Annotated in this window: 22 protein-coding genes, 1 tRNA gene and 1 pseudogene; 10 read left to right on the top strand and 14 right to left on the bottom strand. The window is 64.0% G+C overall.

The genetic code is table 11. The features are described from left to right. Window positions 1-270: 270 nt before the first annotated feature. A tRNA-Leu gene (locus VK792_RS14125) sits at window positions 271-357 on the bottom strand. Window positions 358-508: 151 nt separating this feature from the next. On the opposite strand from VK792_RS14125, the gene VK792_RS14120 reads away from it, so the two are divergent. After that, complete coding sequence (locus tag VK792_RS14120) at window positions 509-1,495, top strand: complex I NDUFA9 subunit family protein (RefSeq protein WP_326298212.1); 987 nt, start codon at window positions 509-511, stop codon at window positions 1,493-1,495. 376 nt (window positions 1,496-1,871) lie between these two features. Here the strand turns inward: VK792_RS14120 and VK792_RS14115 are convergent, their stop codons facing one another. The 4 genes from VK792_RS14115 to carB form a co-directional block, all read right to left on the bottom strand. After that, window positions 1,872-3,206, bottom strand: a complete 1,335-nt coding sequence (locus VK792_RS14115; protein WP_326298210.1) for a S41 family peptidase — start codon at window positions 3,204-3,206, stop codon at window positions 1,872-1,874. A 4-nt stretch (window positions 3,207-3,210) separates the two neighbouring features. Next, window positions 3,211-4,332 carry a murein hydrolase activator EnvC family protein gene (locus tag VK792_RS14110; RefSeq protein WP_326298209.1) on the bottom strand — a complete coding sequence of 374 codons (1,122 nt, stop codon included), beginning with the start codon at window positions 4,330-4,332 and terminating at the stop codon, window positions 3,211-3,213. Beyond that, window positions 4,329-5,846 (bottom strand): 2,3-bisphosphoglycerate-independent phosphoglycerate mutase, encoded by a 1,518-nt coding sequence (gene gpmI / locus VK792_RS14105; protein WP_326298208.1) that lies wholly within the window; start codon window positions 5,844-5,846, stop codon window positions 4,329-4,331. Before gpmI ends, VK792_RS14110 begins: the two co-directional genes overlap by 4 nt. 178 nt (window positions 5,847-6,024) lie before the next feature. Next, window positions 6,025-9,357 (bottom strand): carbamoyl-phosphate synthase large subunit, encoded by a 3,333-nt coding sequence (gene carB / locus VK792_RS14100; protein ID WP_326298207.1) that lies wholly within the window; start codon window positions 9,355-9,357, stop codon window positions 6,025-6,027. Between the two features lie 253 nt (window positions 9,358-9,610). On the opposite strand from carB, the gene aspS reads away from it, so the two are divergent. Then, window positions 9,611-11,389 (top strand): aspartate--tRNA ligase, encoded by a 1,779-nt coding sequence (aspS, locus tag VK792_RS14095; protein WP_326298205.1) that lies wholly within the window; start codon window positions 9,611-9,613, stop codon window positions 11,387-11,389. Between the two features lie 28 nt (window positions 11,390-11,417). On the opposite strand, the gene VK792_RS14090 is transcribed toward aspS, so the two are convergent. Together VK792_RS14090 and VK792_RS14085 are read right to left on the bottom strand one after the other, a co-directional pair. Further along, window positions 11,418-12,170 carry a BglII/BstYI family type II restriction endonuclease gene (locus VK792_RS14090; protein ID WP_326298203.1) on the bottom strand — a complete coding sequence of 251 codons (753 nt, stop codon included), beginning with the start codon at window positions 12,168-12,170 and terminating at the stop codon, window positions 11,418-11,420. Window position 12,171: 1 nt separating this feature from the next. Next, the gene (locus VK792_RS14085) at window positions 12,172-12,804 is read right to left on the bottom strand and encodes an MT-A70 family methyltransferase (protein ID WP_326298201.1); all 633 of its coding nucleotides are present in this window, start codon (window positions 12,802-12,804) and stop codon (window positions 12,172-12,174) included. 177 nt (window positions 12,805-12,981) lie between these two features. On the opposite strand from VK792_RS14085, the gene VK792_RS14080 reads away from it, so the two are divergent. The 3 genes from VK792_RS14080 to VK792_RS14070 are packed head-to-tail and all read left to right on the top strand — an operon-like array spanning window position 12,982 to window position 16,375. Beyond that, a complete protein-coding gene (locus tag VK792_RS14080; protein ID WP_326298199.1) occupies window positions 12,982-14,367 on the top strand; it encodes a DUF1800 domain-containing protein in 1,386 nt (461 codons plus the stop codon). A gap of 11 nt (window positions 14,368-14,378) precedes the next feature. After that, complete coding sequence (locus tag VK792_RS14075) at window positions 14,379-15,605, top strand: DUF1501 domain-containing protein (RefSeq protein ID WP_326298198.1); 1,227 nt, start codon at window positions 14,379-14,381, stop codon at window positions 15,603-15,605. Window positions 15,606-15,646: 41 nt separating this feature from the next. Next, the gene (locus VK792_RS14070; protein WP_326298196.1) at window positions 15,647-16,375 is read left to right on the top strand and encodes a GNAT family N-acetyltransferase; all 729 of its coding nucleotides are present in this window, start codon (window positions 15,647-15,649) and stop codon (window positions 16,373-16,375) included. Here VK792_RS14070 and VK792_RS14065 read toward each other — a convergent pair. Beyond that, window positions 16,372-17,088: a response regulator gene (locus tag VK792_RS14065; protein WP_326298195.1), complete on the bottom strand. Its 717-nt coding sequence runs from the start codon at window positions 17,086-17,088 to the stop codon at window positions 16,372-16,374. The genes VK792_RS14070 and VK792_RS14065 overlap by 4 nt on opposite strands. A 134-nt stretch (window positions 17,089-17,222) precedes the next feature. Here VK792_RS14065 and mce point away from each other — a divergent pair, with 134 nt between their 5' ends. Next, entirely contained in the window at window positions 17,223-17,627 is a 405-nt protein-coding gene (gene mce / locus VK792_RS14060) for a methylmalonyl-CoA epimerase (protein WP_326298193.1), read from the top strand. Window positions 17,628-17,667: 40 nt separating this feature from the next. Further along, window positions 17,668-17,946, top strand: coding sequence for a DUF1467 family protein (locus VK792_RS14055; protein ID WP_326298192.1), 279 nt, complete (start codon window positions 17,668-17,670; stop codon window positions 17,944-17,946). 32 nt (window positions 17,947-17,978) lie between these two features. Here VK792_RS14055 and VK792_RS14050 read toward each other — a convergent pair whose 3' ends face one another. Both VK792_RS14050 and VK792_RS14045 read right to left on the bottom strand, forming a co-directional pair. Further along, on the bottom strand, window positions 17,979-18,671 hold the full coding sequence (locus VK792_RS14050; protein ID WP_326298191.1) for an EI24 domain-containing protein: 693 nt from the start codon (window positions 18,669-18,671) through the stop codon (window positions 17,979-17,981). Further along, window positions 18,668-19,246: a nitroreductase family protein gene (locus tag VK792_RS14045; RefSeq protein WP_326298190.1), complete on the bottom strand. Its 579-nt coding sequence runs from the start codon at window positions 19,244-19,246 to the stop codon at window positions 18,668-18,670. The genes VK792_RS14050 and VK792_RS14045 overlap by 4 nt, the downstream gene beginning before the upstream one ends. A gap of 104 nt (window positions 19,247-19,350) precedes the next feature. On the opposite strand from VK792_RS14045, the gene VK792_RS14040 reads away from it, so the two are divergent. Next, window positions 19,351-19,605: a DUF167 domain-containing protein gene (locus VK792_RS14040; protein ID WP_326298189.1), complete on the top strand. Its 255-nt coding sequence runs from the start codon at window positions 19,351-19,353 to the stop codon at window positions 19,603-19,605. 40 nt (window positions 19,606-19,645) lie between these two features. Continuing rightward, a complete protein-coding gene (gene zapE, locus VK792_RS14035; RefSeq protein ID WP_326298187.1) occupies window positions 19,646-20,710 on the top strand; it encodes a cell division protein ZapE in 1,065 nt (354 codons plus the stop codon). Window positions 20,711-20,815: 105 nt separating this feature from the next. Here the strand turns inward: zapE and VK792_RS14030 are convergent, their stop codons facing one another. The 4 genes from VK792_RS14030 to paaI are packed head-to-tail and all read right to left on the bottom strand — an operon-like array spanning window position 20,816 to window position 24,330. After that, window positions 20,816-21,385 carry a TetR/AcrR family transcriptional regulator gene (locus VK792_RS14030; RefSeq protein ID WP_326298185.1) on the bottom strand — a complete coding sequence of 190 codons (570 nt, stop codon included), beginning with the start codon at window positions 21,383-21,385 and terminating at the stop codon, window positions 20,816-20,818. 10 nt (window positions 21,386-21,395) lie between these two features. Then, on the bottom strand, window positions 21,396-22,700 hold the full coding sequence (paaK, locus tag VK792_RS14025; RefSeq protein ID WP_326298183.1) for a phenylacetate--CoA ligase PaaK: 1,305 nt from the start codon (window positions 22,698-22,700) through the stop codon (window positions 21,396-21,398). Between the two features lie 12 nt (window positions 22,701-22,712). Beyond that, window positions 22,713-23,900: a 3-oxoadipyl-CoA thiolase gene (gene pcaF / locus VK792_RS14020; protein ID WP_326298181.1), complete on the bottom strand. Its 1,188-nt coding sequence runs from the start codon at window positions 23,898-23,900 to the stop codon at window positions 22,713-22,715. Beyond that, window positions 23,893-24,330, bottom strand: coding sequence for a hydroxyphenylacetyl-CoA thioesterase PaaI (gene paaI / locus VK792_RS14015; protein WP_326298179.1), 438 nt, complete (start codon window positions 24,328-24,330; stop codon window positions 23,893-23,895). The genes pcaF and paaI overlap by 8 nt, the downstream gene beginning before the upstream one ends. A gap of 108 nt (window positions 24,331-24,438) precedes the next feature. On the opposite strand from paaI, the pseudogene VK792_RS14010 reads away from it, so the two are divergent. Beyond that, window positions 24,439-25,011: pseudogene (locus tag VK792_RS14010) on the top strand (aldehyde dehydrogenase family protein); the annotation flags it as partial. Between the last annotated feature and the right edge of the window lie 65 nt (window positions 25,012-25,076).

Below are 25,076 nucleotides of genomic sequence, written 5' to 3'. Positions count from 1 at the left end.
CGATTTTTCCATGACGGCGGTGCGGCGGTTTCCCCCGGATCAAAAAAGTCCGAGAAACGACTTGGGCGGAAGCAGAATCATCGCAAACCCATACCGACGAATTGGCTGCCTGGCGTGCTCGAAGACGGTGTTGAGGTGCCGGTGTCGCGGGGTGCGTACAAACGTCAGGGTTTGCAATTGAAAATGTCACGCACAGCGCGACAGTTCATGGCCAAAACCTACAGGTTTTCAAAAAACCTATAAAAATCAAAATTTTGTTTGGGGGGTTTTTGGTGCCCAGGAGAGGACTCGAACCTCCACTTCCGTACAGAAACTAGCACCTGAAGCTAGCGCGTCTACCAATTCCGCCACCTGGGCACAGGTGATGGAGCGCGATGTAAACTTGGGCGCTGGGACTGTCAACGGGCATTTCGCAGAAAGTTCACAGAAATCTTGCGCGGCAATCCATGCCTTGTTCCGGAGCCCCGGCATGGCTATTCATCCATTGTATACAGATGGAGACAATCGGATGTCCAAGCTTGTCACGATCTTCGGTGGATCGGGTTTTGTTGGCCGCTACATTGCCCGCCGGATGGCCCGCGAAGGGTGGCGCGTACGCGTTGCCGTGCGCCGTCCGAACGAGGCGCTGTTTGTGCGCCCCTATGGCGTTGTCGGGCAGGTAGAGCCCGTTCAGTGCAACATTCGCGATGACGCCAGCGTGCGCGCCGCGCTGCGCGGGGCGGACGCGGTGGTGAACTGTGTCGGCATTCTGAACGCCGTGGGCAAGAACAGCTTTGACGCCGTCCAGGCCGAAGGCGCGGGGCGCGTCGCTCGGATTGCGGCGGAACAGGGCGTTGGCCGACTGGTTCACATCTCTGCCATTGGCGCCGATGCAAAGGCTGCCAGCGACTATGCCCGCAGCAAGGCAGCGGGCGAAGCTGCGGTGTTGGGCGCGTTCCCCGGTGCCGTGATCCTGCGTCCGTCGGTGGTTTTCGGGCCTGAAGACGAGTTCTTCAATCGCTTCGCATCGATGTCCCGCTTTGGTCTGGTGCTGCCTGTGGTGGGCGCGGGAACAAAGTTCCAGCCGGTTTATGTGGATGATGTGGCGCAGGCTGCGGTGGCTGGTGCCTTGGGCAAGGCCAACGCGGGTGTCTATGAACTTGGCGGGCCAGAGGTTGCCACGTTCCGCGACCTGATGGCCGACATGCTGCACGTCATCCGGCGCCGGCGCCTTGTGTTGAACCTGCCGTTCTGGGTCGCCCGGATCATGGCCTTTGGCTTTGACATGGTGCAGGGTATCACGCTTGGCTTGATCGAAAACAAGATGCTGACCCGCGACCAGGTGAAGAACCTGAAACTGGACAATGTGGTCTCCGATGGCGCCCACGGCTTTGCCGAGCTGGGTATTCAGCCGGTGTCGATGGACGCGGTGCTGCCGGAATATCTGTGGCGCTTCCGCCCGTCGGGTCAGTACGAGTCACTGAAAGAATCGGCGCGCAACCTGGGTACGCGTTAAGCTTTCCCCGGACTGAAGCGGGTTCTGCCGCGTCGATACGAACCGCGGGACGCTGTCGCAGATGCTGTGTCTGTCGGGCGATCAGCGGCAGCGACTGGCGCAGTTCTGCCTTGGTACCGTGTTGCACCCCGAAGCGTACGATTCCACGGTCCAACCGTCCAAAATCGAACGGTCCCCGCGCGCTGCGCGGGGGCACCGCCGTGCGAATGACGCAGGGCCACGGCTTGCAGTGCTGGGTGTGGTTCAGGACGGGGACGCGACAGCCGAACACCGGGTTCCGCGATGCGATGGGTGTCTGCCCGGGTGAATCGCGGACTCCCAAGGCCGTGCGTGGGGCAAAGGAAAAGGCCGGGCGCTGGCCCGGCCTTTGTCATTGTCACTTGCTGTCAGGCACCAGCGCCGACAGTCCGCGCAGGATATCGATGGCATAGGCCAACTGGTAATCCTCTTCGCGCAGCTTGGCGGCCTCTTCGGCTTTGGCGCGGTCGGCTTCGATCTGGCGAATCTCGTCTTCGCTGAGCGAGTCATTCCGCAGCGATCCACGCAGATCCGCCTCGGACCGCAGCTTGGGCGTGGTATCTTCCTCGCCGGTGTCGGGCGCGCGGCGCGGCTGTTGCACGACGATGTCGGGCGACACGCCCAGGTTCTGGATCGACCGGCCCGACGGGGTGTAGTAGCGCGCGGTGGTCAGGCGCATTGCACCATCGCCCCGCAGCGGCATCACCGTCTGCACAGACCCTTTGCCAAAGCTCTTTGTACCGACGACAATCGCGCGGCGGTGATCCTGCAAGGCACCGGCAACGATCTCCGAGGCCGAGGCCGAGCCACCGTTGATCAGTACCACCAGCGGCTTACCTTCGGCCAGGTCGCCCGGTTCGGCGTTGTAACGATCACCGTCTTCGGGGTTGCGGCCACGGGTCGAAACGATCTCGCCCTTTTCAAGGAAGGCATCGGACACCTTGATCGCCTGGCTCAGCAACCCGCCAGGGTTGTTGCGAAGGTCCAGCACGATGCCGTTGACATTGTCCATTCCGCCGGCTTCTTCGATCTGTTTGGCCAGGCCTTCGGCCATTTGCGGATAGGTCTGGTCATTGAACGTGGTCAGGCGCAGCACAACAGTGTCATTTTCCAGCCGCGACCGGGCTGCGGTCAGCTTGATCTTGTCGCGGATGATCGACACGTCGAACGGCTCTTCTTCGCCTTCGCGGACCACGGTGATCAGGATTTCCGACCCGACCGGGCCGCGCATCAGGTCAACCGCTTCGTCCAACGTCAGGCCCAGCAGGGATTCGCCGTTCACATGGGTGATGAAATCGCCCGACTCGATCCCGGCCTCGTAGGCCGGGGTGCCATCCATCGGCGACACGACCTTGACGAAACCGTCTTCCTGCGTGACTTCGATCCCCAGCCCGCCGAATTCGCCACGGGTTTGTACCCGCATCGCGGCGGCATCGTCCGGCGAAAGATAGCTGGAATGCGGATCGAGCGATGTCAGCATCCCGTCGATCGCCGCTTCGACAAGGTCCTTGGGGTCGACTTCCTCGACATATTGCGCACGGATGCGCTCAAAGATGTCGCCGAACAGGTCAAGCTGTTCATAGACGCTGCTGCTGCGTTCGTTTTCCTGTGCCAGCAACGGGCCCACGAACTGCGTGGTGGCCACAACACCGGCCAGTGTGCCGCCAAGCGCGGCCATCACGAACTTCTTCATACTGTTATCCCTTGTCGGTGGTGAACCAATCCATCGGATCAACGGGCCCATCGCCCTGTCTGACCTCTATATAGAGCGTTTCCGGGCGCGCAGTTCCAGCCCTTTCACCAGACTGTGACACCGCCGCTTGCAAGTTGGGGGGCTCCCCCCCCATCAGACCGACGGGGCTGCCTTCCGGCAGGACCTCGCCGATCTCGCCGAATACGGTGTCGAGCCCGGCCAAAACGATCAACATGTCGGGCTGCGGTTCCAGAATCGCGACCAGCCCGTAGTCAAGCAGCGGACCCCGATACCGGATCGTCGCTGCCGTGGGCGTAGTCACAAGCGCCTGCGGTCGCGTGGCCACGACGATGCCGGGGCGTTCCACGCCCGCAGCGTCCGCTTCGCCCGCGCGGCGCAGGATCTGACCTTGGACCGGCAGCGTCAGACGGCCCTTGCGCGATTCGATTGACGCATCGTTGGGGCTGATCGGCGTATCGGACAGCTCGCTCAGTCCGCTTGCGAATCCTTCCAGCGTTTCGGTGGCCGCGATCAACAGCGCCGTGCGCACCGGATCGGCGGTAAAGCGGCGCGGCAGGTCGGTGCGGTCGGCCATCGCCTGGCTGAGTTCGGTGCGCGCCTGCTGCACCCCTTGCAGGCCCTTGGCCAATCTGTCCACCGCGTCCTGCTGCAAGTGGCGCAGCGTGCTGACCTCGGTCAGGTCCGCCTTCAGCGCCTCGGTCCTGGCTGTCAGCGCCGGGGTCAGGGACGCAACCAGCATCCCCGCCCGTGCGCTGGCCAAAGCGCCCGCAGGGTGGATCAGCGTTTCGGTGTCCGCGCTGGTGCCGATGGATTGCAGCGCGCCCAGCAATTGCGCCACCTCGGCCTCCTGGGCGTGCAGCTTGCGGCTCAGTTCCAGTTCCCGGATCGTGACATTGCGCAGCCCGTCGCGCATCGCCGCCAACCCGGATTCGAAGGCCTGCACCGTCTGGGTCAGCGCTGCCACGCGGTCGCGCGCATCTTCTGCCGCGTCCAGCTGAATCGCCGCGGCCTCCAGGTCGGCCGCCGCCGCGCGCGCTGTGGCCCCGGCATCCTGCGCAGCCGCAGACCCCGCAAGACAAAGCGAAAGCAGCGCTGCCCGGATCATCGGACGATCAGGCTTTCGCCGGTCATTTCATCGGGTTTGGGCAGGTCCATCAATTCCAGCACAGTGGGCGCCAGATCGGCCAGTCGCCCGTCGCGCAGGCTGACGCCTTCGGGCCCGCCGAACAGGATCACCGGCACAAGGTTGGTGGTGTGCGCGGTATGCGGCCCGCCGGTTTCCGGGTCGACCATGGTTTCGCAATTGCCGTGATCGGCTGTTACAATCATCGCGCCGCCCACCTTTTCCAGCGCCTCGACGACCTGTCCCAGACCATGATCCACGGCCTCGCAAGCCTTGATCGCTGCACTCAGGTCACCGGTGTGGCCGACCATATCGGGGTTGGCAAAGTTGGTGACGATCAGGTCATACCCCTTGGCAATGGCCTCAAGGAATTTTTCGGTCACTTCGACCGAGGACATTTCCGGTTGCAAGTCATAGGTCGCGACCTTGGGCGATTTCGGCATGAACCGGTCTTCGTGCGCTTCTGGCACCTCTTGCCCGCCGTTCAGGAAAAAGGTGACGTGCGGGTATTTCTCGGTCTCGGCCAGCCGAAACTGGCTTTTGCCATGAATCGCCACCCAATGGCCCAGCGTGTTCACGATCTCTCGCTTTGGATAGGCGGTGGTCATGTAGGAGTTATGGGCATCGGAATATTCCACCATTCCCAGCATTGCCGACAGCGCGACCTTGTCACGGGCGAACCCGTCGAAGTCAGGCGCGCCGATGGCGGCCAGGAGTTCGCGCGCGCGATCCGCCCGGAAGTTCATGAAAAATAGCCCGTCACCCGCCCGCATCCCGTCATAGCCGGTGACGACATAGGGGTCGATGAATTCATCGGTCTGGTTCAGGTCATAGCAGGTGGCGATGGTTTCGACCGGGTCGTCGAACGCCTCGGCCTTGGCTTCGACCATGGCGCGATAGGCCTTTTCCACCCGTTCCCAGCGATTGTCGCGGTCCATCGCGAAATACCGCCCGCAGACCGACACGATCCGCGCCCCTTCGGGCAGCGCAAGACCAAAGGCAGTGACCTGCTGAAACGCCGATGTGGGCGGCACGTCGCGCCCGTCGGTGATGACATGCACAAGAACCTCAAGCCCCTGGTCGGTCAGCATCTTTGCCGCCGCCAGAATGTGATCGGAATGCGCATGCACCCCGCCGTCGGAGGTCAGCCCCATCAGGTGTGCCCGCCCGCCCGCAGCCTTCACCGTGGCGGCAAAGTCCAGAATCGCGGCGTTGTCAAAGAAACTGCCATCCTCGATCGCAAGGTCGATTTGGCCCAGGTCCATCGCCACCACGCGACCTGCACCGATATTCGTATGCCCGACCTCGGAATTGCCCATCTGCCCGGTGGGCAGGCCGACGTCCGGCCCGAAGGTGATCAGCGTCGCATGGGGACAGGTCGCCATCAGCCGGTCCATCGTCGGCGTCTTCGCCAGGTAGGGCGCGTTGGCCGTGGTGTCGTCGGAAAGGCCCCAACCGTCTAGAATGGTCAGGACAACGGGCTTTGGGGTGGTCATGGTACTGCGCCTCTCAGACGGGATTTGAGAGGGGGTTTAGCAGAGGGGGCAGGGGATGTGGAGTAACAAACCTGACGATGCTTCAACACAAAGCCAGCCGTGCTGCCAGACGCCGCACTCGGGCCCGTCTGGTACGAAAAGGGAGCGCGCGCAGGTTCGAACGCTCCCTGTCCGGAACTTACGCCTGCAACGATTTCACCACCAGTTCACCTTCTTCCCGGGCCTTGATGGCCAATGCCGCGGCGTGGGCGCCGGCCGCGGTGGTGAAGTAGGGGATCTTGTCATAAAGCGCGACAGACCGGATTTCGCGGGAATCCTCTACCGCGGCGGCGCCTTCGGTGGTGTTCAGAACCAGTTGCACGCCCCCGTCCTTCATCAGGTCGACCACATTGGGGCGGCCTTCGTAGACCTTCTTGACCACATCGCAGGGGATGCCATTTGCTTCCAGGAAGGCGGCGGTTCCGCCGGTGGCGACGATCTTGAAGCCGATGCCGGACAGAACGCTGGCGGCCTCGACCATCATCGCGGTCTTGTCCGCATCCTTGATCGAGATGAACACCGCGCCGTCATGCGGCAGGTGGGTCCCCGCGCCCAGCTGCGCCTTGAGGAAGGCGCGCGGGAAGCTGCGGTCCCAGCCCATGACTTCACCGGTCGAGCGCATTTCCGGGCCAAGGATCGTGTCCACGCCGGGGAAACGGGCAAAGGGCAAAACCGCTTCCTTCACCGAGAACCACGGCATGTTCGGATCGGCCAGCGTCATCGGATCGGCCAGCGGCAAAACCGTGTCGTAGTCGGCATCGGCAGGGTAGGGCGCGCGCATCGGGAAGGCCGAAAGCTTTTCGCCCGCCATGACCCGCGCCGCGATCGACGCGATGGCGCTGTCGGTGGCCTTTGCGACAAAGGGCACGGTGCGGGACGCGCGCGGGTTGACCTCGATCAGGTAGATCTCGCCATCCTTGATCGCGAACTGCACGTTCATCAGGCCGACGACGTTCAGCGCCAGCGCAAGTGCCACGGTCTGGTCCTTGATCTGCGCGATGATTTCGTCAGACAGCGAATAGGGCGGCAGCGAACAGGCGCTGTCGCCCGAATGCACGCCCGCCTCTTCGATATGCTGCATGATACCGGCGACGTGCACGGCCTCGCCATCGCACAGCGCGTCTACGTCAAGCTCGGTCGCGCCGGAAAGATAGCTGTCGAGCAGTACGGGGCTGTCCCCCGACACCACGACCGCGTCGCGGATGTAGCGGCGCAGCTGATCCATGTCGCGCACGATTTCCATCGCACGGCCGCCCAGAACGTAAGACGGTCGGATCACCAGCGGAAAGCCGATTTCCTCGGCGATTTCGAGCGCCTGTGCGTCGGTTGCGGCAATGCCGTTCTTGGGCTGCTTCAGGCCATGCTGGTTGACCAGCGCCTGGAACCGCTCGCGGTCCTCGGCAAGGTCGATGGCATCCGGCGTGGTGCCAAGAATCGGAATGCCTTCCTCTTCCAAGTCATTGGCAAGCTTCAGCGGGGTCTGGCCCCCGAACTGCACGATCACGCCGTGCAGCGTACCGTTCTGCTGCTCGACCCGCAGGATTTCCATCACGTGTTCGAAGGTCAGCGGTTCGAAATACAGCCGGTCCGACGTGTCATAATCGGTCGACACGGTTTCCGGGTTGCAGTTGACCATGATGGTTTCATAGCCGACGTCGCTCAGCGCAAAACAGGCGTGGCAGCAGCAATAGTCGAACTCGATCCCCTGGCCGATCCGGTTCGGACCGCCGCCCAGGATCACCACCTTTTTCTTGCCCGATGGCCGCGCCTCGCATTCCACCTCGCCCATCATCGGCTCTTCGTAGGTGGAATACATGTAGGGGGTCTGCGCCTCGAACTCGGCGGCGCAGGTGTCGATCCGTTTGAACACGGCTGTGACGCCAAGGTTGTGGCGGGCGCGGCGCACGTTGGCTTCGTCCCGGCCCGACAGCTTGGCCAGGCGGGCATCGGTAAAGCCCAGCATCTTCAGCTTGCGCAGGCCCTGTTCGGTCATCGGCAGGCCGGTCTTGCGAACCTCTTCCTCGGCCTCGACAATTTCGCGGATGCGGGCCAGGAACCACGGGTCAAACGCGGTCACGCCGATGATTTCATCGTTGGTCAGGCCATGGCGCATCGCTTGCGCGATGGTACGCAGACGGTCAGGGGTGGCCACCGACAGCGCCTTGATGATCGCAGACTTCTCGGGTGCGCCGGGGATCTCGACCTCGTCGAACCCGGTCAGGCCGGATTCCATCGACGCCAATGCCTTTTGCATCGATTCATGGATCGTGCGGCCAATCGACATCGCCTCGCCCACCGATTTCATCGCGGTGGTAAGATAAGGTTCCGCGCCCGGGAATTTCTCGAACGCGAATTTCGGGATCTTGGTGACGACATAGTCGATGGTGGGCTCGAACGATGCCGGGGTCACCTTGGTGATGTCGTTGTCCAGCTCGTCCAGCGTATAGCCCACGGCCAGTTTCGCCGCGATCTTGGCAATCGGGAAACCGGTGGCCTTGGACGCCAGCGCCGACGACCGCGACACCCGCGGGTTCATCTCGATCACGACCATGCGGCCGGTTTCCGGGTTGACCGCCCATTGCACATTGGACCCGCCGGTTTCCACCCCGATCTCGCGCAGCACGGCGATGCTGCCGTTCCGCATGATCTGGTATTCCTTGTCGGTCAGGGTCAGCGCCGGGGCCACGGTGATGGAATCGCCGGTGTGCACGCCCATCGGGTCGACGTTTTCGATGGAACAGACGATGATCGCATTGTCCGCCTTGTCGCGGACGACCTCCATCTCGTATTCCTTCCAGCCCAGCAGGCTTTCATCCACAAGGATCTGACCCACCGGCGACGCATCCATGCCCGAGCGGCAGAAATGGATATAGTCCTCGCGGTTATAGGCCACGCCGCCGCCGGTGCCGCCCAGGGTAAAGGCAGGGCGGATGATCGCGGGCAGGCCAATCTCTTCAAGCGCGTCCAACGCGATCTGCACCCCGGCTTCCAGGTCGAACTTGCCCTTGGCGGTCTTCGGAGCGGTAACGATTGTTGCCTTTGGGTTTTCCAGACCGATGCGGTCCATCGCTTCGCGGAACAGCTTGCGGTCTTCGGCCATCTCGATGGCGTCGCGCTTGGCGCCGATCATCTCGACCCCGAATTTTTCCAGCACGCCCATCTCTTCCAGTGCCAGCGATGTGTTCAGGCCAGTCTGTCCGCCCATCGTCGGCAACAGCGCGTCGGGGCGTTCCTGCTCGATGATCTTGGCGACGACTTCGGGGGTTATCGGCTCGATATATGTGGCGTCGGCCAGTTCCGGATCGGTCATGATCGTCGCCGGGTTAGAGTTGACCAGGATCACCCGGTAGCCTTCTTCGCGCAGCGCCTTGCAGGCCTGTGCCCCGGAATAGTCGAACTCGCAAGCCTGCCCGATGACGATGGGCCCGGCGCCGATGATCATGATGGACTTGATATCGGTTCTCTTGGGCATGGCAGACCTCTTGTCAAACGGGTGGAGTCGTCGCGGGCGGCAAATTGTCGTGCGTTATAGACATCCGCCGGACCCGCGCAACCCCCAAGCAGGGGCAGAGCCACGCGCACGGCAACGCAGCCCGCGACATAGTCGCCGCGCGCGCCCTGAGTTTTGCCTATTCGCTGCGATTTTTGGGCGCTTCCCTTGACTTCTGCCTGCATCAAAGGTGTATCGGCGCCTGACTTCCCCGCACATCGAAGGGACCACGGAAATGCACGCATATCGTAGCCAGACCTGCGCCGAACTGAACAAGGCCCATGTGGGCGAAACCGTCCGCCTGTCGGGTTGGGTCCACCGCATCCGCGATCACGGCGGCGTGCTGTTCATCGACCTGCGCGACCATTTCGGTGTGACGCAGGTTCTGTGCGACCCCGACAGCCCGGTCTTCAACGAGGTCGAAAAGGTGCGCAGCGAATGGTGCATCCGTATCGACGGTACGGTCAAGGCGCGCGACGCGTCGCTGATCAACCCGAAATTGCCGACCGGTGAGATCGAGGTGTTCATCCGCGACATGGAAGTGCTGGGCGCGGCCGATGAATTGCCCCTGATGGTGTTCGGCGATCAGGAATACCCGGAAGAAACCCGCCTGCGCTATCGCTACCTGGACCTGCGCCGGGAGGCGATGCAGCGCAACATGTCGTTGCGGTCCGACGTGGTGTCGTCGATCCGTCGCCGGATGTGGGACAAGGGGTTCCGCGAATACCAGACCCCGATCATCACCGCCTCGTCGCCCGAAGGCGCACGCGATTTCCTGGTGCCCTCGCGCCTGCATCCGGGCAAGTTCTATGCCCTTCCGCAGGCACCGCAGCAGTTCAAGCAGCTGATCATGGTCTCGGGCTTCGACAAGTATTTCCAGATCGCGCCCTGCTTCCGCGACGAAGACCCGCGCGCCGACCGGTCGCCCACCGATTTCTACCAGCTCGACATGGAAATGTCCTTCGTCGAACAGCAGGACATTTTTGACACCATCCAGCCGGTGATCGAAGGTGTGTTCGAGGAATTCGGCGGTGGCAAGGTGGTCGACAAGCACTGGCCGCAGATTTCCTATGCCGATGCCGCGCTGCACTACGGCACCGACAAGCCCGACCTGCGCAACCCGATCAAGATGCAGGACGTGTCTGAACATTTCCGTGGCTCCGGCTTTGCCATCTTCGCCAAGCTGCTGGAACAGGACGGAACGCAGGTCCGCGCCATTCCCGCGCCCACCGGCGGCAGCCGCAAGTTCTGCGACCGCATGAACGTCTTTGCCCAGAAAGAGGGCCTGCCGGGCATGGGCTATATCTTCTGGCGCGACGGTGAAAACGGCATGGAAGCCGCCGGCCCCCTGGCAAAGAACATCGGCCCGGAACGGACCGAGGCGATTCGCCAGCAGCTGGGCCTGGGTAAGGGCGATGCCGCCTTCTTCCTGGGTGGCAAACCTGCCGCCTTTGAACGTGTCGCCGGCAAGGCCCGCAACGTCATTGGCGAAGAACTGGGCCTGACCGATCAGAACCGCTTTGCCTTTGCCTGGATCGTCGATTTCCCGATGTACGAGGCCGACGAGGAAACCGGCAAGATCGACTTCAGCCACAACCCGTTCTCGATGCCGCAGGGTGGTCTGGACGCGCTGAACGGCGATCCTCTCAGCGTCAATGGCTTCCAGTACGATCTGGCCTGCAACGGCTATGAACTGGTGTCGGGCGCGATCCGTAACCACAAGCCGGAAATCATGTTCAAGGCGTTCGAACTGGCCGGCTATGGCGAAGACGAGGTGCGCAAGCGGTTCGGCGGCATGGTCAACGCCTTCAAGTTCGGTGCCCCGCCGCACGGGGGTTGTGCCGCCGGGATCGACCGGATCGTGATGCTGCTGGCGGGCACATCGAACATCCGCGAAGTCATCATGTTCCCGATGAACCAGCGCGCCGAAGATCTGATGATGAACGCCCCGTCGGATCCGACCAGCGATCAGCTGATGGAACTGCGCCTGCGCGTAATCCCGGAAGACAACTGATCCGCGCGGTGCCGAAAGGCGACAGCGCTCAATTCGAAAGCCCCGGCAGTTCGTCGGGGCTTTCTGTTGTGTAGTCGGTCACATTGCCCGGCAGGATCCCGAAGACCAGCACCGGGCAGCCACCGCTGCGCCCCGCCGCGATCCGGCTGATAAGCTTGTGCGTCCCCGTGGTGCTGGCGCCGAATTTCGCCGCCACCGTGTTGCCAGTTTCGCGCCCGTGCTTGTCCAGGCAATAGCCCAGCGACAGGAAGAAGTCATTCGACAGCGCCCGCGTCACGATTACGCCGACGTCGATCACCCCCGCTTCGAAGAAACTGCGAAACGCGTACAGATCGCGATCGTAGGTCTGGTCCTTGCTGTTCCATTCATAGTCGAACGCCACCCGCCCGCGCCAGAAATCGACAAGGTGATTGTGGATGTAATCCTCGCGCAGGATGCGGTCGACCTCGCGCGCGTGCTCGCCCTTGCCCGCGCGCAGCCTGACGGTCAGGTCGGCTTCGATCCGCACCTCTTGGTGAAAGCCTTCGGCCGCCGTCAGATCGGCAAAGCGGGTGGTCGCCGACATGCGGTTGCCGCCGGGTGACCGGATTTCGGACGCAGAAATGGTGAACCGGTCAAGGATCCGCAAGATCGCCGCCAGTTCTTCCGGCGCGCGCTGCGCCAGAACCGCCGCCGCGCTGCGATAGCTGGTTACGGAATATCGTCCCTCAAGCGTCCAGCCCAGCTGCGCCTTGACGCTATCGACGTTGTCAAAGACCGCATCGGCGATGCTGCGCGCCATGTTATTCAGCCGCGACACCGGAGTTGTAGGAATAGGTTTTCCAGCTGGGTTTGTAGTCGGCGTCTGCCTGGTTGCCCCAGACGGTCCAGCCGTCCCGCACCCCGCGCCCGAACAGTTCCAGATAAGGCCCCCAGGAACAGCTTTCGATCAGTTCGTACTGTTCATCAGGCTTGCGCGAATGTTCGCGCTTGCGGGTCTGCAACATGTTCACCTGCCGCCGCCCCGGTGCAAGCGTGCGCGCGTTTTTTCCCCGGGTCCCGAACAACAGGATTTCGGTCACGTTGCGGAAATAGAACCCCACGCCGCGGCCGTCTGACCCGCCGTCCTTGCGGATCTTGTGCCAGATGATGTTCGATTTGTATTCGAAGCCCCAAGCATTCAGCACCTGCAACCCTTCGGGCAAAAGCGCGTTGGGCACCCACATGTAGCAATGCGCCCGGTCCTCGAGGTGATCGGCCACCGGCAGCGCACAGATGTCATCCAGCGTCATCGTCGGGTAGCGTGCCAACCGCTTGTGCTCCGGCGCAACCTTGCCGGTGCGATTGGTAAACCGCCATGGCGGGTCCGCCATCACGCAGGCAAAGCGGTCTTCGCCCAGGAATTTGGCAAGGTCTTGTGCGGCGGTTTGTGTCATATCCAACATAGTGCTGAAACGGCGCTGTCTTGTCATGCGAACATTTTGGCAACATTGCCGCAAAAGCCGGCTTGGCGCAATCCCGCGCAAGGCCTTCCCCGGGTCCTTGCCAAATTTGTGCCCTGAATGTGCTATAGGAACATGTGAAACGTCCCTTTTCGCAAAAGGTCCTGCCACGTGACTTTTCAGCCAGAGCTTGCCGCGATCCGGTTCGGTTGCGGGTTGTCACCCGTTATTGCGCCGCCGTCTTCGCCCCAGGTCATCCTGCGCAGCCTTGATCTGCCGGACGACATCGCCACCCGTTTTCCTGTCGAACCGTTCGAGCTCTACCTGAAGCGGCTCCAATACCAAAACCGGCTGCGCGAGCTGCAACGCAAGGCCAAAAGCGATGCAGATCGCAAGGAGGCCCGCGAAGCGCTGCAAAAGCTTCGGCGCACTACCAGAGATGAGTCCACGCTTTGGTTTGTCAGTACACTGGGTCGACGGGCATGGACACAGGTGCCGTTTCGGGAACGCCTGACCCAGTTCTGGGCGGATCATTTCACCGCGACCGGGAAGGGCGGTGTGATGATGACGGCGATGGCTTCTTACATCGAAAGCGCGATCCGGCCGAACGTTTCGGGGCGATTCGAAAACTTGCTGGCGGCGGCGGTCAGTCACCCGGTCATGCTGCACTACCTTGATCAGGACAATTCTGCCGGGCCGAACAGCGCGCGCGCCAAGAAAAGCAATGGCAAGGTCGGGCTGAACGAAAACCTCGCGCGCGAGGTGATCGAACTTCACACGCTGGGCGTGAGCGCGAACTATTCCCAGACCGACGTGCGCGAACTGGCACGGCTGTTCGCGGGCATGTCGTTCGAGCCAGCCAGAGGGTTTGTGTTCCGCGAAAACCTTGCCGAACCCGGGACCAAGACGGTTCTGGGCAAGACCTATGGCAAAGGGCCGGCGGAAACAGGTGATATTTCTGCCGTCCTGCGCGATCTGGCGCGGCATCCGTCGACCGCACGGCATCTCTCGACAAAACTGGCGCGCCATTTCATTTCCGACACGCCAGATCCCGGGCTGGTTGCCGACATGACCGACCGTTATCTTGAAACCAAGGGTGATCTGGCGGCTGTGTACGAGGTCATGCTGACCCATCCCACCGCCTGGTCTGAAGAAGCGCCAAACGTAAAACAGCCGCTTGACTGGATGGGGTCGGCCCTGCGTGCGCTGGCGGTTCCGCCGGCGCAGCTCAAGGCGATAAAACCCGGCAAGGTGCGCCAGATGTTCCTGCAACCGCTGGCGCTGATGGGGCACAATTGGGGGCGCCCCGACGGGCCCAACGGCCTGCCCGAAGACGACAGCGCCTGGGTCAGCCCGCAGGGACTGGCTGCGCGGCTGCAATGGGCGGTCAGCGTGCCCACGCTGCTGATGCCTGACCTGCCGGACCCGCGCGATTTTGTCACCACCGCGCTGGGCAGCCGCGCGACCGATAACACCCGCTTTGCCGCCAAAGCCGCCGAAACACGCTGGGAAGGGGTCGGGCTGGTGCTGGCCTCGCCCGCGTTCCAGTGCCTGTAGGGGACTTGCAGATGACCCAACCTGACCTGACCCGCCGTGGTTTCCTTGCTCGCTCTGCCCTGATCGGGTGCAGCCTTGCCGCCAGCCCGCTGCTGACCCCGGTCAGCTTTGCCGCAACGCCGTGGGACAACCGGCTTGTGGTGATTATCCTGCGCGGTGGCATGGATGGTCTGGACGTGATCCAGCCCGTTGGCGATCCGGCCTTTGCCGCACTGTCGCAGTCCGGTCGAGCGCGCAAGCCTCTGCCGCTGGACGGCTATTTCGCGCTGCACCCGGCGCTGGCGCCGCTTGTGCCGCTCTGGACCGCGGGTGAGCTTCAGGCCGTGCACGCGGTGTCCACCCCCTATCGCAACAAGCGCAGCCACTTCGACGGGCAAGACCTGCTCGAAGCCGGAACGGTCGACCTTGCGGCGGGGACGGGGCGGGATGGCTGGTTGAACCGGCTGCTTCAGACTGTTCCGGGGGCCGAGGCGGAAACAGCCTATGCCATCGGCACTGACAATGGCATGATCCTCAGCGGCGATGCCCCGGTGTCGCGCTGGACCCCCGAAAGCGACCTGACCCTTTCGCCGCAGGCGGTGCGTCTGGCGCGGCGGGTGATGCAGGATGATCCGCGCTTTGCCGCGGCGCTGGATCAGGCGTTCTTGCTGGCCGATTCCGACGGCGACCCTCTGGCCGTGACCGGCGGTCAACGCGAAATGATGAGCGAGATGATGCAGGACATGAAGGCCGCCCGCACCGGCAGTGCGGCACAGCGGGTGGCGGACTTCACCGCTGGTCGGTTGCGCGCTGACAGCCGGATCGCGGCCTTTTCGATCACCGGGTGGGACACCCATGACAATCAGCAGGCCGGCATTGGCCGTGCCTTGGCAGAGCTGTCGCGCACCATTCTTGCGCTGCGCGACGGGCTGGGCCCGGTCTGGGCCAAGACCACGGTGCTGACGATGACCGAATTCGGCCGCACCGCGCGGGTGAACGGTACCGGTGGCACCGATCATGGCACCGGCGGCGCGATGTTGCTGGCGGGCGGGGCGCTGAACCGCGCCCGTGTGGTATCGCGTTGGCCCGGCGTGGACGAGGCGGCGCTGTTTGATCGTCGCGACCTGATGCCGACGCGCGACATCCGTGCCCACGCCGGATGGGTGATGCGCGGACTGTTCGGGTTGGAGCGTTCGGTTCTTGAAAACAGCATTTTCCCTGGCCTTGAACTGGGCGACGACCCGGGTCATCTGGCCTGATCGCGATTGACAATGCGCAAGGGCTCCGCCCTTCTGTCGGCATGAAAACGCCGCCTGTTTCAGATCGTCCGCTGGGCCCGCGTGTGCCGGGCTGGTCGCCACCTGTCACGCCACACGGGATCCGCCTGATCGAAGGCCGTTATGCCGTGCTGGAGCCGCTCAGCGCCGACCGCCATGCCGCGTCGCTGTTTACCGCCTATTCCGGGCATGACCATATCTGGGATTACATGCCTTACGGCCCCTTCCATTCCTCGGCGCAGTATCATCGCTGGGTCAAGGACATCGTGGCCGACGCGTCGCATGTGTTCTTGGCCCTGCGCGACCGGCAGGCCCGCGCCTATATCGGTGCGGCGGCGTTCCTGCGGATCAAACCGCAGGCAGGCAGCATCGAACTGGGCCACATCTGCCTTGCGCCGTCGGGCCAGCGCAGCCGCGCCGCGACCGAGGCGTTTTTCCTGATGATGACATGGGCGTTCGAGGCGGGCTATCGCCGGTTCGAATGGAAATGCGACGCGTTGAACCTGCCATCCCGCCGGGCTGCGCAGCGCCTGGGCCTCAGCTACGAAGGCGTTTTTCGGCAAGCGACCGTGGTCAAGGGCCGCAACCGCGATACCGCATGGTTCGCGGCCATCGACACCGAATGGCCCGCGCTGAAAGCCGCCTTTGACAGCTGGCTGTCGCCTGCGAATTTCGATGCCAAGGGGCGGCAGATCGAACGCTTGAGCGATCTGACCCGGCTTGTGCGCGCTGCGTCGGACCCCGCGCTTTAGATCGCGACCCGCTGGGACAGCCGCGCCTGCACCAGCGCCGAAAGTCGGGTCATCGCGCTGTTGACAGAGGCGCCCGATTGCCGCGCATCGGCGAGTGCATCCGCCGCCAGCGCCAGGGCCGCATCCCCTGCGCTGTGCGCCACGCTGGACAGGAATTGCGCCAGATAGTCCTGGGTATCCCCGCCACTGTTCGGCGCGATCAATTCCGCCGCGTGTGCCATGTCGTCGAAATAGGCTGTCTGGTCAGGGTGCACCGTGTCGCCACTGACCGCCCGCAGCCCCGAAGGACGCATCGCGTCGGGCAAGTGGTTGAGGATGACGCGCTGGAAAGCCGCCACGCTTTGAACCGGTTTCATCAGGAAGCCGTCGGCACCGGCGGCAATGGCTACGCCTTCGGCAAAGTCGTCGCCGCTGGTTCCAATGATCACGGGTACACGCGGGCTGGCTTGCGACAGGTCTGCGATCAGGCTCGCCCCGCTGCCATCGGGCAGACCCTGGTCGACGATCACCACCGACGGGCGGTAAACCTGCAAATGCCGATGCGCCGACTTCAGGCTGTCGGCCCGGCGGATCCGCGCGCCGCTGCGAATGCAAAGCAGGCGCAGCGCCTCGCACGCGAAACGGCTGTCTTCGACCACCAGTACGGTCAGCCCCAGCAAGGGCCGCCCCATGGTTGGCCGGTTGATAACGGATACGTTGTGTTGGTCGTTCATGGTGCCCTCCTGTGCCCGAGTCACCTGTGATGATTGCGTGGCTTACCTAACGGGCGGTTAATGGCCGCAACCCTCTTGCGCGGGGGCCCCCGCCCCGGTCATAAGCGCGCCAAGCAAACCGCAGGAGACAGACCATGATCGGACGCCTCAACCACGTTGCCATCGCCGTGCCAGACCTTGACGCCGCCGCCGCGCAATACCGCACCGCGCTGGGCGCCACGGTCGGCGCGCCGCAGGACGAACCCGATCATGGCGTGACCGTGATCTTCATCGAACTGCCGAACACCAAGATCGAACTGTTGTACCCGCTGGGCGAAAACAGCCCGATCCAGGGCTTCCTGGACAAGAACCCCTCGGGTGGGATTCATCACGTCTGCTACGAGGTCGATGACATCATCGCCGCGCGTGACCACCTGAAATCCACCGGCGCCCGCGTGCTGGGAACCGGGGAACCCAAGATCGGCGCCCATGGCAAGCCTGTGCTGTTCCTGCATCCCAAGGATTTCAACGGCACGCTGATCGAACTGGAACAGGTGTGATCGCACCCCATATCAAGCGGTAACCCGACAGGAGAGACCCATGTCCATCACCTCTGCCCTCGTTCTGTTCGCCGTGATCTGGTTCATGGTGTTCTTCATCGCGATCCCGATCCGCCTGGAAACCCAGGGCGATGTCGGCAGCGTGGTCGAAGGCACCCACGCCAGTGCTCCGGAAAACCACCACCTGAAGAAAAAGGCGATCATCACCACGATCGTGGCATTGGTGCTGTGGGTGATCATCGCGGGCATCATCATTTCCGGCCTGATCACGGTTCGGGACCTGGACTGGTTCAACCGGATGGCGCCGCGGCCGGAATAACCGGGGATCCGTGGCCTTGCAGGCGCGCCCGCCTAGCGGCGCGCCTGTACCATGTGAAAGATGTGGGTGAATGTTGCCGCCCCAAGGATCGGAATCACCAGGTTCAGCAACGGCACCGACAGCGGCATCGCCATCAGAACGCCCGCGGCCCAGATCGTCCCGATATGGCGTTTGCGCAGCGCCTTGGCTCCGTCGCGGCCAACCCGGCGCATCGCGGCCAGGGTGAAATATTCCCGACCAAGCAAGAACCCGTTCAGCCCCCAGAAGATGAACAGCGCCGCCGGCGCGAACAACGCATATAGGACCAGCGCCAGGACGTTCGCCCCGATCAGCACCCCGAGAAAGTTGATCGTGTCGCGCACCGCATCGCCAAACGGCACCTTGGTCGCGGGTGGCAGGCCGGGGTAGTGCCGGTCCTCCACTGCCTGCGCGACCTCTTCGAGGAACATAGAGGTGATGGCCGACGCAACCGGGATCATCAGGAAGGTCGACAGGACCAGCAAAAGCACCAGCGACGACCAGCCCAGCAGATCGTCGATCCACGTCACCTCTCCGATGATCGGCAGCGTGGTGGCGTCGGGCGTCCCAACCTGCAACAGCCACAGGAAAGCCGCATAGAACGCCACCAACAGCGCCAACGTCAGGCCGATGCCGATGAACAACACGCGCCGGAATCGCGGGTCGCCAATCTGCCCCAGCGCCTTGAAAAATGCGGTCAGGATCATGCGTCCACCCATCTCACGATCTTGTCCAGGTCCGGGCGCGGGCGTTCCGGCGGGGCCGAGGTCTCGGTTCCGATGTGAATGAACCCGGCGATCCGTTCATGCGGTTCCAGCCCCAACGCCGAGCCGCACAGCTTGCTGTCATGCGACGCCCAGCCGCTCAGCCAGTTCGCCCCCCAACCCGACGCCAGCGCCGCGTTCAGCAGCGCCAGGCACACCGCGCCGGCGGAATAGGTCTGTTCGACCGCGGGAATCTTTTCCGACGGTTTCGGCGATTCCACCACCGCCACGCAAAGCGGGCTGTTCGCGAACTGGCTGCGCGCCTTTTCGATCTTGTCCGCGTCCATGCCCAGCGATGACCCGAATTCGACGACGGTTGCCGCCAGCCGGTCCAGCGCGCCTCGTTCCAGCACGATAAAGCGCCACGGCTCCAGCTTGCCATGATCGGGGGTGCGCGCGGCGGCGGTCAGCAATGGCATCAGTGCGTCGCGGTCCGGCCCGGGTGCGGTCAACGTCTTGGCCGGGCGTGACCGGCGGGTCAGCAGAAACTCTATCGCGTGCGGGTTTGGTGCGGGCATCGGGTCATCCTCTCTCGGTCCGGGCCTTATGTCAGCGTCCGCGCCCCCGGTTTCAAGCGGAAAACGCCGTGGCCCCTGCACCGCCGCTGTGTTAGGCCCGCTTCATGGCCGATCCCGATCTGTCCCGTCTTGCCCAGCCCGGCAGCGAAATCGCCCTGCGCGTGACGCCCAGGGCCTCGCGCAACCGCGTGACGGTCGAAGACGGGCAAGTCCGCGTCTATGTCACCGTGGTGCCCGAGGACGGCAAGGCGAATGCCGCCGTACAGAAACTGCTGGCCAAGCAGCTCGGCGTGGCCAAGTCCCGGCTGACGCTGCTGCGTGGGGCGACATCGCGGGATAAGGTTTTTCGCATCGACTGAAACCCCTACACAAAGCGCTTTGATCGCGGTATCCGACGGTATGCGAACGCTGCCAGAGATCTATGCCGAAAAGATTGCCGCGGGCGATCTGCACGCCGACCCGGCGCAAGAATCCGTACTGCCAGAGTTCGAACGCATCCGCGCGGAACTCGCCCAACCGGTGAAACGCGGCCTATTCCGCAAAGCGCCGGAACCGCCCAAGGGGCTCTACCTTTGGGGCGGGGTCGGGCGCGGCAAATCCATGCTGATGGATCTGTTCACCGACAGCGTGACCGTGCCCAAACGCCGGGTGCATTTCCACGCGTTCATGCAGGAAATCCACGCCGGCCTGCACGAAGCGCGCAAGACCAATGCCGCCGATGCGCTGGCCCCGGTCGCGAAACGCGTCAGCGACAGCGTGCGCCTGCTGGCCTTTGACGAAATGCAGATCAGCGACATCACCGACGCGATGATCGTGGGCCGCCTGTTCCAGGCCTTGTTCCAGGCCGGTGTCGTGGTGGTCACCACCTCGAACCGGGTGCCCGACGACCTCTACAAGAACGGCCTGAACCGCCAGATCTTCCTGCCCTTCATCGACCTGATCAAGGATCGGCTGGTGGTGCGCGAACTGACCTCGCCCACCGATTACCGACAGGGCCGGCTGGAAGGCGAACAGGTCTATTTCACCCCTGTCGGCCCCGCCTCCCATGCACAGATCGACAGCATCTGGCAAAACCTGACCGGTGGCCGCGAAGAACCTCTGGTCCTGCATGTCCAGGGCCGCCGGGTGGAATTGCCGCGCTACTGGAACGGCGTCGCGCGCGCCTCGTTCTATGACCTGTGCGGCCGCATGCTGGGCCCGGCCGACTACCTGCGCCTTGCCGACAGTATCCGCGTCCTCGTGCTCGACGACATCCCGCGCCTCAGTCGCCAGAATTTCAACGAGGCCCGCCGCTTCGTCACCCTGATCGACGCGTTGTACGAGGCCCGTGTTCGGTTGATCTGCTCTGCCGCCGCCGCGCCGGAAATGCTCTACGTCGAAGGCGAAGGCATCTTCGAATTCGAACGCACCGCCAGCCGCCTGCGCGAAATGCAGGCCGCCGACTGGGGCCGGGACATGGCCTGATCAAAGGGCCCGAACACCCCCATCATCTTGCCGAAAATATCCCGGGGGGTGCGGGGGGCAGCGCCCCCCGCCCGGATCGGATCGGCGCAGCCGGTCCGAAACCCCTCACACCCGGCGCAACCCGCCCTTCACGAACTCGGTCGCCAGCGCCGCATAGGCGCCGCGATCCAGCCCCTTGCCGGGCCGGTGCCACATGTAGAACCAGTTGAGGATCCCGAAGACGGTCATCACCAGCGCGCGCAGCCGGTCGCCTTCCAGCCCGGGCCGTTCGGCCCGCAGCGCGTCGGCCATCACCTGCACCAGCCGCCTTTGTGCCGCGATCAGCGGGGCCTGCATCTCGGGCGGGAGTGCCGCCAGCGCTTCCAGTTGCAGCTTGTGCTCGGCATCCGCGTCTTCATAGGCGGCCAGGATCGCGCCGATCAGCCCCCCAAGACCCTGGTCCGCCGCCGCCTCGACCACCGTCACCAGATGTGACAGATGCGCCTCCAGGATGTCGAACAGCAGGGCCTCCTTGCTGTCGTGATAATGATAGATCAGCGCCTTCGAGATCCCGCAATGCCGCGCCGCGCCGGTCATCGACGCGCGGTCAAAGCCATGGCGGGCGAAATACTCCGCCGCGCCCTTGCGCAGGGCGGTGCGTTTCTCGGCATGGTCGCGTGCGATCCCCCGGGGCATCGGCCGCGCGTCACTCTTTCGGGCGGTTGTCGACGATCCGCACCGCCTTGCCCTGGCTGCGGGCGACGCCGCCGGGGCCGGACACGTCGACCTTGACCGTCACGCCCACCGCCTGCTTGACCCGGCTGGCCAGCGCGCGGCCCGCTTCGTCGCCCAGTTCGACCGTGTCGGGCAGGGTTTCGACCTTGACCCGCATTTCGTCCTTGTGGCCGACCCGGTTCAGTTCCAGCTGGAAATGCGGCGCAAGGGCCGAGATCTCCATCAACTGTTCCTCGATCTGGGTCGGGAAAACGTTGACGCCGCGCAGAATGATCATGTCGTCGCTGCGCCCGGTCACCTTTTCCATCCGCCGCATAGACCGCGCGGTGCCCGGCAGCAGCCGGGTCAGGTCACGGGTGCGGTAGCGGATGATGGGGAAGGCCTCTTTGGTCAGAGAGGTGAAGACAAGCTCCCCCAAGGCGCCATCGGGCAGGACCTGCCCGGTGTCCGGGTCGATGATCTCGGGATAGAAATGATCCTCCCAGATGTGCAGCCCGTCCTTGGCTTCCACGCATTCGTTGGCGACGCCGGGGCCGACGACCTCGGACAGGCCATAGATGTCGACCGCGTGCATGTCGAAGGCGTCCTCGATCTCGCGCCGCATGGCGTTGGTCCAGGGTTCGGCGCCAAAGATGCCCACCTGCAACGGCGACTTGCGCGGGTCCAGCCCCTGCGCTGCGTATTCATCCAGGATCGACAGCGCATAGGACGGCGTCACCGTGATCCCCTTGGCGCCGAAATCCTCGATCAGGCGCACCTGTCGCTGGGTCATCCCGCCGGAAATCGGTACCGTCGTCAGCCCCAGCTTGTCGGCGCCCAGGTGAATGCCAAGACCCCCGGTGAACAGCCCGTAGCCATAGGCGTTGTGCAGCAGGTCGCCCGGCCGCAGGCCAGACGCCCGCAGCGACCGCGCCACCACCGTGCCCCACATGTCCAGATCGTTCTTCGTATAGCCCACCACCGTCGGCTGCCCCGTGGTCCCCGAAGACGCGTGGACCCGCGCCACCTGGTCGCGCGGCACGGCAAACATCCCAAACGGATAGTTCGCGCGCAAGTCCTGCTTGGTGGTGAAGGGGAATTTCGCCAGGTCGTCCAGGCTGGTCAGATCGTCGGGATGCACCCCCGCCGCGTCAAAGCTGGCCTTGTAATGCGCGACGTTGTCGTAGGCATGGCGCAGCGACGCTTTCATCCGCTGCAACTGCAACGCCGAAATCTCATCGCGTGAGGCGATCTCGATCGGATCGAGGTCCTCCTTGCGTGGTGTCAGATCCTGCATGTCCGTCCTCCCTCAGACCCGTTCCATGACAAGGGCGATGCCCTGCCCAACCCCGATGCACATGGTGCAAAGCGCATAGCGCCCGCCGATATCGCCCAGCGTTATGCCCGCCGTCAGTGCCAGCCGCGCCCCAGACATGCCCAGCGGATGTCCCAGCGCGATGGCTCCGCCATGCGGGTTCACATGGCCGGCATCTTCGGGCAGGCCCAGGTCGCGCGTCACCGCCAGTGCCTGCGCGGCAAAGGCTTCGTTCAGCTCGATCACGTCCATGTCGCCGATGCCCAGCCCCAGCCGGTCCAGCAGCTTGCGCGTCGCGGGCGCGGGGCCAAAGCCCATGATCCGGGGGGCCACTCCCGCCGTCGCCGCGCCCAGGATACGGGCGCGGGGCGTCAGCCCGTATTTTTCCACCGCGTCGGCGGATGCCACGATCAGGGCACAGGCCCCGTCATTCACGCCGCTTGCATTGCCCGCTGTCACGCTGCCCCCAGGCCGAAACGGCGCTTTCAGTGCCGCCAGCTTGTCCAGCGACGTCAGGCGCGGATGTTCATCGGTGTCCACGACCACCGGGTCACCTTTGCGCTGCGGGATCGTCACCGGGGTGATTTCCCGCGCCAGCCGCCCGCTGGCAATCGCCGCCGCCGCCCGTTCCTGCGACCTGTACGCAAACGCGTCCTGATCCGTACGGGAGACGCTGAAGTCCTCTGCCACGTTCTCGGCGGTCTCTGGCATGGAGTCGATGCCGAACTGAGCCTTCATCTTCGGATTGACGAACCGCCAGCCGATGGTTGTGTCGAATACCTCGGCTTGCCGCGAAAAGGCGCTGTCGGCCTTGCCCATCACGAATGGCGCGCGCGACATGGATTCGACACCGCCCGCAACGATCACCTCGGCCTCGCCGCACTTGATCTGACGCGCCGCCATCGCCAGCGCATCCAGGCCGGAACCGCACAGCCGGTTCACCGTCGTCCCCGGCACGCCGTCGCCCAGACCAGCCAGCAGCGCCGACATGCGCGCCACGTTGCGGTTGTCTTCGCCCGCCTGGTTGGCGCACCCGGCGATGACCTCTTCCACCGGCAGGCCCTTGGGCACGACCGACGCGATCACATGCGCCAGAAGATCATCGGGGCGCACCCCGGACAGGGCGCCGCCATAGCGGCCGATGGGGGTGCGGGTGCCCTCGCAAAGATACGCGTCACGCATTGTGATCCTCCGGGAAAAGCTGGCCATTGATCGTGCGCGACAGGCCACGGAACAGCGCCACCTGCCGCCCGTCCGCGCCGGTCACGGTGATGTCGTAGACGCCAGACCGGCCGGTGCGCGATGCCTCGACCGCCGTCGCGGTCAGCCGTTCGTCCGGTTTGCCGGGGGTCAGATAGGTGATCTGGTTCTGCTGCGCGACCGTCACCGCGTTATAGCTGTTGCAGGCAAAGGCAAAGGCGGTATCGGCCAGCGTGAAGATGTACCCGCCATGACAGATGCCATGCCCGTTCAGGTGATGCGGCTTGACCTGCAACGCCATCACGGCCCGGCCCGGCGCGATCTGTTCCAGCGTGATTCCCAGCCATCTCGACGCGGCATCGTTTTCCCACATCGCCGCGGCCGAGCGCTCGGCCCGTTCCTGAGGTGTCATTGCGCCTCTCCTCCCTGATCGCTGTGACGATGCACAAAGCCGACCATTCGGTCAAGAGTGTTGATTTCCGCGCCAAGCCGCGCCACTCTGGGCGCGGGAGGAACGTTCATGCTGTCACCGTCAAGCTTTGCCTGCGGCCAATGGGTCGCGCCCGGCGCCGATGCCACCACCATCCTCAGCCCGGTCACCGGCGCGCAGGTCGCCCGTGCGGGCGGTGCCGCGCTGGATGTCGCGGGCATGGCCGACTACGCGCGCAAAGTGGGCGGCCCCGCCCTGCGCGCCATGGGGTTCCACGACCGCGCCCGCATGCTCAAGGCCCTGGGTCAACATATCGACGCCCGCAAGGAAGAGCTCTACGCGCTCAACCCGTTGACCGGCGCCACGCGCAAGGACGGCTGGATCGACATCGACGGCGGCATCGTCACGCTGCTGTGCATCGCGTCGAAGGGGCGGCGCGAAATGCCCGACGGGCAGGTCTATGTCGACGGCGGAGTCGAGCGGCTGTCGCGCAAGGGCACCTTCCTGGGTCAGCACATCGCCGTGCCGCTGCGCGGTGTCGCGGTGCATATCAACGCGTTCAACTTCCCGGTCTGGGGCATGCTGGAAAAGCTGGCACCGGCCCTGCTGGCCGGGGTGCCCGCCATCGTCAAGCCGGCCACCCAGACCAGTTTCCTAGTGGATTGATCGCGACAAACGAGTCCGAATTGGGATTCCCATTTGGTGCTGGCCGTGCGAGTCATGCTGAT

This window comes from Mesobacterium hydrothermale (assembly GCF_035818635.1).
GTDB lineage: Bacteria > Pseudomonadota > Alphaproteobacteria > Rhodobacterales > Rhodobacteraceae > Mesobacterium_A > Mesobacterium_A hydrothermale.
The sequence above is the reverse complement of the archived record's forward strand: the minus strand, read 5'-3'. Positions and strand labels throughout refer to the sequence as shown.

Coding starts and splice junctions, on each gene's coding strand:
- mce (WP_326298193.1), top strand. CDS start 17,223: ATGATCGGACGCCTCAACCACGTTGCCATCGCCGTGCCAGACCTTGAC.
- VK792_RS14065 (WP_326298195.1), bottom strand. CDS start 17,088: ATGAACGACCAACACAACGTATCCGTTATCAACCGGCCAACCATGGGG.
- gpmI (WP_326298208.1), bottom strand. CDS start 5,846: ATGACCACCCCAAAGCCCGTTGTCCTGACCATTCTAGACGGTTGGGGC.
- VK792_RS14030 (WP_326298185.1), bottom strand. CDS start 21,385: ATGCCCCGGGGGATCGCACGCGACCATGCCGAGAAACGCACCGCCCTG.
- VK792_RS14120 (WP_326298212.1), top strand. CDS start 509: ATGTCCAAGCTTGTCACGATCTTCGGTGGATCGGGTTTTGTTGGCCGC.
- VK792_RS14075 (WP_326298198.1), top strand. CDS start 14,379: ATGACCCAACCTGACCTGACCCGCCGTGGTTTCCTTGCTCGCTCTGCC.
- paaK (WP_326298183.1), bottom strand. CDS start 22,700: ATGCAGGATCTGACACCACGCAAGGAGGACCTCGATCCGATCGAGATC.
- VK792_RS14110 (WP_326298209.1), bottom strand. CDS start 4,332: ATGATCCGGGCAGCGCTGCTTTCGCTTTGTCTTGCGGGGTCTGCGGCT.
- VK792_RS14115 (WP_326298210.1), bottom strand. CDS start 3,206: ATGAAGAAGTTCGTGATGGCCGCGCTTGGCGGCACACTGGCCGGTGTT.
- VK792_RS14045 (WP_326298190.1), bottom strand. CDS start 19,246: ATGCCCGCACCAAACCCGCACGCGATAGAGTTTCTGCTGACCCGCCGG.
- VK792_RS14040 (WP_326298189.1), top strand. CDS start 19,351: ATGGCCGATCCCGATCTGTCCCGTCTTGCCCAGCCCGGCAGCGAAATC.
- VK792_RS14085 (WP_326298201.1), bottom strand. CDS start 12,804: ATGACACAAACCGCCGCACAAGACCTTGCCAAATTCCTGGGCGAAGAC.
- VK792_RS14090 (WP_326298203.1), bottom strand. CDS start 12,170: ATGGCGCGCAGCATCGCCGATGCGGTCTTTGACAACGTCGATAGCGTC.
- aspS (WP_326298205.1), top strand. CDS start 9,611: ATGCACGCATATCGTAGCCAGACCTGCGCCGAACTGAACAAGGCCCAT.
- zapE (WP_326298187.1), top strand. CDS start 19,646: ATGCGAACGCTGCCAGAGATCTATGCCGAAAAGATTGCCGCGGGCGAT.
- VK792_RS14070 (WP_326298196.1), top strand. CDS start 15,647: ATGAAAACGCCGCCTGTTTCAGATCGTCCGCTGGGCCCGCGTGTGCCG.
- paaI (WP_326298179.1), bottom strand. CDS start 24,330: ATGACACCTCAGGAACGGGCCGAGCGCTCGGCCGCGGCGATGTGGGAA.
- VK792_RS14050 (WP_326298191.1), bottom strand. CDS start 18,671: ATGATCCTGACCGCATTTTTCAAGGCGCTGGGGCAGATTGGCGACCCG.
- VK792_RS14055 (WP_326298192.1), top strand. CDS start 17,668: ATGTCCATCACCTCTGCCCTCGTTCTGTTCGCCGTGATCTGGTTCATG.
- pcaF (WP_326298181.1), bottom strand. CDS start 23,900: ATGCGTGACGCGTATCTTTGCGAGGGCACCCGCACCCCCATCGGCCGC.
- carB (WP_326298207.1), bottom strand. CDS start 9,357: ATGCCCAAGAGAACCGATATCAAGTCCATCATGATCATCGGCGCCGGG.